The organism is Streptomyces sp. NPDC059373, from assembly GCF_042751495.1.
GTDB lineage: Bacteria > Actinomycetota > Actinomycetes > Streptomycetales > Streptomycetaceae > Actinacidiphila.
The window spans coordinates 1-8,896 of sequence record NZ_JBHYXC010000086.1; the positions used below are offsets into that span (position 1 = coordinate 1).

7 protein-coding genes are annotated in these 8,896 nt (G+C 70.6%); 6 read left to right on the top strand and 1 reads right to left on the bottom strand.

The features are described 5' to 3' along the window. Positions 1-143 precede the first annotated feature (143 nt). On the bottom strand, positions 144-644 hold the full coding sequence (bldD, locus tag ACFXJ5_RS40865; RefSeq protein ID WP_384643529.1) for a transcriptional regulator BldD: 501 nt from the start codon (positions 642-644) through the stop codon (positions 144-146). Between the two features lie 241 nt (positions 645-885). Here bldD and pyrR point away from each other — a divergent pair, with 241 nt between their 5' ends. From pyrR to carB, 6 genes are all read left to right on the top strand, one after another. Then, positions 886-1,452 carry a bifunctional pyr operon transcriptional regulator/uracil phosphoribosyltransferase PyrR gene (gene pyrR / locus ACFXJ5_RS40870; protein ID WP_384643532.1) on the top strand — a complete coding sequence of 189 codons (567 nt, stop codon included), beginning with the start codon at positions 886-888 and terminating at the stop codon, positions 1,450-1,452. An 84-nt stretch (positions 1,453-1,536) separates the two neighbouring features. Then, a complete protein-coding gene (locus ACFXJ5_RS40875) occupies positions 1,537-2,520 on the top strand; it encodes an aspartate carbamoyltransferase catalytic subunit (RefSeq protein ID WP_384643535.1) in 984 nt (327 codons plus the stop codon). Positions 2,521-2,522: 2 nt separating this feature from the next. Further along, positions 2,523-3,809 (top strand): dihydroorotase, encoded by a 1,287-nt coding sequence (locus ACFXJ5_RS40880; protein WP_384643538.1) that lies wholly within the window; start codon positions 2,523-2,525, stop codon positions 3,807-3,809. Further along, complete coding sequence (locus ACFXJ5_RS40885; RefSeq protein ID WP_384643541.1) at positions 3,806-4,366, top strand: PH-like domain-containing protein; 561 nt, start codon at positions 3,806-3,808, stop codon at positions 4,364-4,366. The genes ACFXJ5_RS40880 and ACFXJ5_RS40885 overlap by 4 nt, the downstream gene beginning before the upstream one ends. Continuing rightward, positions 4,363-5,535, top strand: a complete 1,173-nt coding sequence (gene carA / locus ACFXJ5_RS40890) for a glutamine-hydrolyzing carbamoyl-phosphate synthase small subunit (protein WP_384643544.1) — start codon at positions 4,363-4,365, stop codon at positions 5,533-5,535. The genes ACFXJ5_RS40885 and carA overlap by 4 nt, the downstream gene beginning before the upstream one ends. After that, a complete protein-coding gene (gene carB, locus ACFXJ5_RS40895) occupies positions 5,528-8,839 on the top strand; it encodes a carbamoyl-phosphate synthase large subunit (RefSeq protein ID WP_384643547.1) in 3,312 nt (1,103 codons plus the stop codon). Before carA ends, carB begins: the two co-directional genes overlap by 8 nt. Positions 8,840-8,896: the final 57 nt, after the last annotated feature.

Here is an 8,896-nt window from a genome sequence, read left to right on the forward strand (position 1 = left end):
CCCCTCGTCGGCCCGCCGGGCGCTGGCCGGCAACTCGATCGCCCCCCCGGACCTCAACAACTAATACCCGGCGCCGGCGGGGTGGCCGCCCCCCCCCGCCCCCCCCCACAACCGGGGCGAACGTTTCTGCAGATCCGAGGGCGTCAGCCCTCTTCGTGCTGGACGGCGCGGCGCGCATCCGCGTCCAGGACACCCCAGCTGATGAGCTGGTCGGTGAGGACCGAGGGGGACTGGTCGTAGATGACGGCGAGGGTGCGGAGGTCGTCCTGGCGGATCGAGAGCACCTTGCCGTTGTAGTCACCGCGCTGGCTCTGGATGGTGGCGGCGTAGCGCTGGAGCGGGCCGGCCTTGTCGGACGGCACCTGGGAAAGCCGCTCGAGGTCGAGCACGAGCTTCGGCGGCGGCTCGGCAGCGCCACCGGGCGCGGACCCGGGCAGCAGCTCCTGCACCGGCACGCCGTAGAAATCGGCGAGCTCGGCAAGGCGCTGTACGGTCACCGCACGGTCGCCGCGCTCGTACGAGCCGACGACCACGGCCTTCCAGCGGCCCTGGGACTTCTCCTCGACGCCGTGGAGGGACAGTCCCTGCTGCGTGCGGATGGCACGGAGCTTGGCTCCGAGCTGTTTGGCGTAATCGCTGGACATAAGGCTCCCCGGACGAAAACTCAGTAACTCACTGTGAGGTTACGCAGCGTAATTGGAATCCGTCAAGCCGAATGGGCCACACCGGTACCACTTCGGCGTTCGATATGACGGGTTTACGGCGTTTCGCGTACCCTGTGGATCGACACTGCGAGACCATGCCCGGCCACCTGCTACCGTGGCATCGTAATTCTGGCGTCCTTTAAGGCCCGTCCCGTGAGGCGGGGAAGGAGGTCCATTTCTGATGGCCGAAAACAGCGAAAACAGCTCAGCCCCGGCTCGCCCCGTCCTGGAGGCACCGGACATCGAGCGGGTTCTGACCCGCATCGCCCACGAGATCGTCGAACGCGCCAAGGGCGCCGACGACGTGGTGCTCCTCGGTATCCCGACGCGCGGCGTCTTCCTCGCCCGCCGGCTCGCCGACAAGCTCGCCGAGATCACCGGCCGCAAGGTGCCGGTCGGCTCCCTCGACATCACCATGTACCGCGACGACCTGCGGCTCGGCCCGGCGCGCGCCCTCGCCCGCACCGACATCCCGGGCGACGGGGTGGACGGCCGGCTGGTCGTCCTCGTCGACGACGTGCTCTTCTCGGGCCGTACGATCCGGGCCGCCCTGGACGCTCTCAACGACATCGGGCGCCCGCGCGCCGTACAGCTGGCGGTCCTGGTCGACCGCGGCCACCGCGAGCTGCCCATCCGCGCCGACTACGTCGGCAAGAACATCCCCACCTCGCTGCGCGAGACCGTGAAGGTCCAGCTGACCGAGGAGGACGGCCGCGACACCGTCCTGCTGGGCACCCGCGACCAGTAGCGCCGTCGCGGGAGTCCGGGGACAGTTCCCGGCTTCCCGCGTGCCCTCCGCTTCCCGTACATCCCTTTCCACGGAGCGAACCCGATGAAGCGCCACCTCATCTCGGCCGCGGACCTCACCCGCGACGACGCCATCCTGGTCCTCGACACCGCCGAGGAAATGGCCCGTGTCGCCGACCGGCCCATCAAGAAACTGCCGACGCTGCGCGGCCGCACGGTCGTCAACCTCTTCTTCGAGGACTCGACCCGCACCCGCATCTCCTTCGAGGCGGCCGCCAAGCGGCTGTCCGCCGACGTCATCAACTTCTCCGCCAAGGGCTCATCGGTCTCCAAGGGCGAGTCCCTGAAGGACACCGCCCTGACGCTGGAGGCGATGGGCGCAGACGCCGTCGTCATCCGCCACCACACCTCCGGCGCCCCGCACCGGCTGGCCAACTCCGGCTGGATCAACGGCTCGGTCGTCAACGCGGGCGACGGCACCCACGAACACCCCACCCAGGCACTGCTGGACGCCTTCACCATGCGCCGCCACCTGTCCGGCACCGGCCGCGACCTGGCCGGCCGCCGGATCACGGTGGTCGGCGACATCCTGCACAGCCGGGTCGCCCGCTCCAACGTGCTGCTGCTCAACACGCTGGGCGCCGAGGTGACCCTGGTGGCCCCGCCCACACTGCTGCCGATCGGCGTCGAGAACTGGCAGTGCGAGATCTCGTACGACCTGGACGCGGTGCTGGCCAAGTCCGACGCCGTGATGATGCTCCGCGTCCAGCGCGAGCGCATGAACGCCGCCTTCTTCCCCACCGAGCGCGAGTACGCCCGCCGCTACGGCCTCGACGGCACTCGCATGGCCTGCCTGCCGGAACACGCCATCGTGATGCACCCCGGCCCGATGAACCGGGGCATGGAGATCACCGCCGAGGTCGCCGACTCGCCGCGCTGCACCGCCGTCGAACAGGTCAAGAACGGTGTCAGCATCCGTATGGCCGTCCTGTACCTGCTGCTCGGCGGCGCCGCCCCTGCCGTCACCGGCCCTGCTGTCACGCACGCCCGCACCGAGGAGAACCAGTAAGCATGAGCAAGACCCTTATTCGCGGCGCGAGGATCCTCGGCGGCGAGCCTCAGGACGTACTGATCGACGGCGGGACGATCGCCGCCGTCGGCACTAGCCTCGAAGCCGGTGACGCCACCGTGATCGAGGCGGACGGCAAGATCCTGCTCCCCGGCCTGGTCGACCTCCACACCCACCTGCGCGAGCCCGGCCGCGAGGACTCCGAGACCGTCCTCACCGGCACCCGCGCCGCCGCCGTCGGCGGCTACACGGCCGTGCACGCCATGGCCAACACCTTCCCCGTCGCCGACACCGCCGGCGTCGTGGAGCAGGTCTGGCGGCTCGGCAAGGAGCACGGCTACTGCGACGTGCAGCCGGTCGGCGCGGTCACGGTCGGCCTGGAGGGCAAGCAGCTCGCCGAGCTGGGCGCCATGGCCGACTCGGTGGCGGGCGTGCGGGTCTTCTCGGACGACGGCAAGTGCGTGGACGACGCCGTGATCATGCGCCGGGCGCTGGAGTACGTGAAGGCCTTCGACGGCGTCGTCGCCCAGCACGCCCAGGAGCCCCGGCTGACCGAGGGCGCCCAGATGAACGAGGGCACCGTCTCCGGGGAGCTGGGCCTCACCGGCTGGCCGGCCGTCGCCGAGGAGTCGATCATCGCCCGCGATGTGCTGCTGGCCGCCCACGTCGGCTCCCGGGTGCACATCTGCCACCTGTCCACCGCCGGCTCGGTCGAGATCGTACGGTGGGCCAAGTCCAAGGGCTGGGACGTGACCGCCGAGGTCACCCCGCACCACCTGCTCCTCACCGACGAGCTGGTCCGCTCGTACAACCCCGTCTACAAGGTCAACCCGCCGCTGCGCACCGAGGCCGACGTCATGGCGCTGCGCGAGGCCCTGGCCGACGGCACCATCGACTGCGTCGCCACCGACCACGCCCCCCACCCGCACGAGGACAAGGACTGCGAGTGGGCGGCGGCGGCCATGGGCATGGTGGGCCTGGAGACCGCGCTGGCCGTCGTCCAGCACACGATGGTCGAGACCGGGCTGCTGGACTGGGCCGGCGTCGCCGACCGGATGTCCTTCCGCCCGGCCGTCATCGGCCGCCTCGCGGGCCACGGACGGCCCGTCTCGGCTGGTGAGCCCGCCAACCTCACGCTGGTCGATCCGGCATACCGTGGTGTGGTGAATCCCGCGGGCTTCGCCTCCCGCAGCCGCAACACCCCGTACGAGGGCATCGAGCTGCCGGGCCAGGTGATCGCCACCTTCCTGCGGGGCAAGGCGACGGTCATGGACGGGAAGCTCACGTGACACCTCTGGTACTCATCGCCGACCCGAAGCAGTCCGCGCAGGTCACCGACTGGGCCGACCGCGCCGGCTGGGTGGTCGGACTGCTGCTCTTCGTCGCGCTCGTCTACTGGCTGATGCGCGAGGGCTGGAAGTGGCGCGGCACCCTGCAGAGCGACCTGCCCGAGCTGCCCACGGCGCCCGTGGAGCCGGGCGAGCCGAAGCTCACCATGTCCGGCCGCTACCACGGCTCGACCACCGCCGGGCACTGGCTCGACCGGATCGTCGCCCACGGCCTGGGCACCCGCAGCCGCGCCGAGCTGACGCTCACGGACGCGGGACTGACCGTCGTACGCCCCGGGGCCACCGACTTCTTCGTACCGGCCGCGCAGCTGCGCGAGGCCCGGCTCGACAAGGGCATCGCCGGCAAGGTCCTCACCGAGGGCGGCCTGCTGGTGGTCACCTGGGCGCACGGGGACAAGCTGATCGACTCCGGCTTCCGCTCCGACCAGGCAGCCGAGCACGGCGCGTGGGTCGAGGCCCTCAACACGATTTCGCACGACCAGGAAGGCGCACGATGACCACCTCCACCCAGCGGGCCCGCAGGGTCTCCGCCGTACTCGTCCTGGAGGACGGCCGCAGCTTCCGCGGCCGCGCCTACGGGGCCGTGGGGGAGACCTTCGGCGAGGCCGTGTTCTCCACCGGCATGAGCGGCTACCAGGAGACCCTGACCGACCCCTCCTACCACCGCCAGGTGGTCGTCATGACCGCCCCGCACATCGGCAACACCGGCGTCAACGACGAGGACCCCGAGTCCTCCCGCATCTGGGTCGCCGGCTACGTCGTCCGCGACCCCGCCCGCGTCCCGTCCAACTGGCGCTCCGTCCGCACCCTGGACGAGGAGCTGGTCAACCAGGGGATCGTCGGCATCAGCGGCATCGACACCCGCGCCCTCACCCGCCACCTGCGCGAGCGCGGCGCCATGCGCGTCGGCATCTTCTCCGGCGAGGCGATCGCCGACGAGGCGACGCTGCTCGCCAAGGTGCAGGCCAGCCCCCAGATGAAGGGCGCCAACCTCTCCGCCGAGGTCGCCACCACCGAGACGTACGTCGTCCCGGCGATCGGCGAGAAGAAGTTCACCGTCGCCGCCATCGACCTCGGCATCAAGGGCATGACCCCGCACCGGATGGCCGAACGCGGCATCGAGGTCCACGTCCTGCCCGCCACGGCCACCCTCGACGACGTCTACGCGGTCCAGCCCGACGGCGTGTTCCTCTCCAACGGCCCCGGCGACCCGGCCACCGCCGACCTCGGCGTCATCCAGGGCGTCCTGGAGCGCCGCACCCCGCTGTTCGGGATCTGCTTCGGCAACCAACTGCTCGGCCGGGCTGTCGGCTTCGGCACGTACAAGCTGAAGTACGGCCACCGCGGCATCAACCAGCCCGTGCAGGACCGCACCACCGGCAAGGTCGAGGTCACCGCGCACAACCACGGCTTCGCCGTCGACGCGCCGCTCGACGCCGTCACCGACACGCCCTACGGCCGGGTCGAGGTCTCCCACGTCTGCCTGAACGACAACGTGGTCGAGGGCCTGCGGCTGCTCGACACCCCCGCCTTCAGCGTCCAGTACCACCCCGAAGCCGCAGCCGGCCCGCACGACGCGGCCTACCTGTTCGACCGTTTCGTCGAGCTCATGCGAGACGAACAGAACAAGCACAGCACCCAGCTCATGGAGGGCCAGCGTGCCTAAGCGCACCGATATCCAGTCCGTCCTGGTCATCGGCTCCGGCCCGATCGTCATCGGCCAGGCCGCCGAGTTCGACTACTCCGGCACCCAGGCCTGCCGCGTCCTCAGGTCCGAGGGCCTGCGGGTCATCCTGGTCAACTCCAACCCGGCCACGATCATGACCGACCCGGAGATCGCCGACGCCACGTACGTCGAGCCGATCACCCCGGAATACGTCGAGAAGATCATCGCCAAGGAGCGCCCCGACGCCCTCCTCCCCACCCTGGGCGGCCAGACGGCCCTGAACACCGCGATCTCGATGCACGAGAACGGCGTCCTGGAGAAGTACGGCGTCGAGCTGATCGGCGCGAACGTCGAGGCCATCAACAAGGGCGAGGACCGCGAGCTCTTCAAGGGCGTCGTCGAGGCCGTCAAGGCCAAGATCGGTTACGGCGAGTCCGCCCGCTCGGTCATCTGCCACTCCATGGACGACATCCTCGCCGGTGTCGACACCCTCGGCGGCTACCCGGTCGTCGTCCGCCCCTCCTTCACCATGGGCGGCGCCGGCTCCGGCTTCGCCCACGACGAGGAGGAGCTGCGCCGCATCGCCGGCCAGGGCCTGACCCTCTCGCCGACCACCGAGGTGCTCCTGGAGGAGTCCATCCTCGGCTGGAAGGAGTACGAGCTGGAGCTGATGCGCGACAAGCACGACAACGTCGTGGTCGTCTGCTCCATCGAGAACTTCGACCCCATGGGCGTCCACACCGGCGACTCCATCACCGTCGCCCCGGCGATGACCCTCACCGACCGCGAGTACCAGATCCTGCGGGACATCGGCATCGCCGTGATCCGCGAGGTCGGCGTCGACACCGGCGGCTGCAACATCCAGTTCGCGGTCAATCCCGAGGACGGCCGGGTCATCGTCATCGAGATGAACCCCCGGGTCTCCCGCTCCTCCGCGCTGGCCTCCAAGGCCACCGGCTTCCCGATCGCCAAGATCGCCGCCCGGCTCGCCGTCGGCTACACCCTCGACGAGATCCCCAACGACATCACCGAGAAGACCCCGGCCTCCTTCGAGCCGACGCTCGACTACGTCGTCGTCAAGGTGCCGCGCTTCGCCTTCGAGAAGTTCCCGGCCGCCGACGCCACCCTCACCACCACCATGAAGTCGGTCGGCGAGGCCATGGCGATCGGCCGCAACTTCTCCGAGGCGCTGCAGAAGGCGCTGCGCTCGCTGGAGAAGAAGGGCTCGCAGTTCTCCTTCACCGGCGAACCCGGCGACAAGGCCGAGCTGCTGGCCACCTCCGGGATCCCCACCGACGGCCGGATCAACACGGTCATGGAGGCGATCCGCGCCGGGGCCACCCCGGACGAGGTCTTCGACGCCACCAAGATCGACCCCTGGTTCGTCGACCAGCTCTTCCTCATCAAGGAGACCGCGGACGAGCTCGCCGCCGCCGACCGCCTCGCCCCCGAGCTGCTGGCCGACGCCAAGCGCCACGGCTTCTCCGACGCCCAGATCGCCGGCATCCGCGGACTGCGCGAGGACGTCGTCCGCGAGGTCCGGCACGCCCTCGGCGTCCGCCCGGTCTACAAGACGGTCGACACCTGCGCCGCCGAATTCGCCGCCAACACCCCATACTTCTACTCCTCGTACGACGAGGAGAGCGAGGTCGCGCCGCGCGAGAAGCCCGCCGTGATCATCCTCGGCTCTGGCCCCAACCGCATCGGCCAGGGCATCGAGTTCGACTACTCCTGCGTCCACGCCTCCTTCGCGCTGAGCGACGCGGGCTACGAGACGGTGATGGTCAACTGCAACCCCGAGACCGTCTCCACCGACTACGACACCTCCGACCGGCTCTACTTCGAGCCGCTCACCCTGGAGGACGTCCTGGAGATCGTCCACGCCGAGACCCTGGCCGGCCCCGTCGCGGGCGTCATCGTCCAGCTCGGCGGCCAGACCCCGCTGGGCCTGGCCCAGGCGCTCAAGGACAACGGTGTGCCCGTCGTCGGCACCTCGCCCGAGGCCATCCACCTCGCCGAGGACCGCGGCGCCTTCGGCCGGGTGCTCAGCGAGGCGGGCCTGCCGGCCCCCAAGCACGGCACCGCGACCACCTTCGACCAGGCGAAGGCGATCGCCGACGAGATCGGCTACCCGGTCCTCGTACGGCCCTCCTACGTGCTCGGCGGACGTGGCATGGAGATCGTCTACGAGGAGGCCCGGCTCGCCACGTACATCGCCGAGTCCACCGAGATCGGCCCCGACCGCCCGGTCCTGGTCGACCGCTTCCTCGACGACGCCATCGAGATCGACGTCGACGCGCTCTACGACGGCCACGAGCTCTACCTCGGCGGCGTCATGGAGCACATCGAGGAAGCCGGCATCCACTCCGGCGACTCCGCCTGCGCCCTGCCCCCGATCACGCTCGGCGGCCACGACATCAAGCGCCTGCGGGCCTCGACGGAGGCCATCGCGAAGGGCGTCGGCGTCCAGGGCCTGATCAACATCCAGTTCGCCCTCGCCGGCGACATCCTGTACGTCCTCGAAGCCAACCCGCGCGCCTCGCGCACGGTCCCCTTCACCTCCAAGGCCACCGCCGTGCCGCTCGCCAAGGCCGCCGCCCGCATCTCGCTGGGCGCGACCATCGCCGAGCTGCGCGCCGAAGGCCTGCTCCCGACGACCGGCGACGGCGGCACGCTGCCGCTCGACGCGCCGATCTCGGTGAAGGAGGCCGTCCTGCCCTGGTCCCGCTTCCGGGATGTGCAGGGCCGCGGCGTCGACACCATCCTCGGCCCGGAGATGCGGTCCACCGGCGAGGTCATGGGCATCGACTCGGTCTTCGGCACGGCGTACGCCAAGTCCCAGTCGGCGGCCTACGGGGCGCTGCCCACCAAGGGCCGGGCCTTCGTCTCGGTCGCCAACCGCGACAAGCGCGCCCTGATCTTCCCCGCCCGGGCCCTGGTCGAGCACGGCTTCGAGCTCCTCGCCACCTCCGGCACGGCCGAGGTGCTGCGGCGCAACGGCATCCACGCCACGGTCGTCCGCAAGCTCAGCGAGGGCACCGGTCCGCAGGGCGAGCCCACCGTCGTCCAACTCGTCCACAACGGCGACGTCGACCTCATCGTCAACACGCCCTTCGGCACGGGCGGCCGCCTCGACGGCTACGAGATCCGCACGGCCGCCGTCGCCCGCGGCGTCCCCTGCCTCACCACGGTCCAGGCCCTCGCCGCCGCCGTCCAGGGCATCGACGCGCTCAACCGCGGTGACGTGGGCGTACGGTCCTTGCAGGAGCATGCCCAGCAACTGAACGCGGGCCGCGAGGCCTAGGCCACCGGGGGCGGCGCCCCACGCCCACCCGGGGCCCCGGGGGGCGCCCCCGGTAGT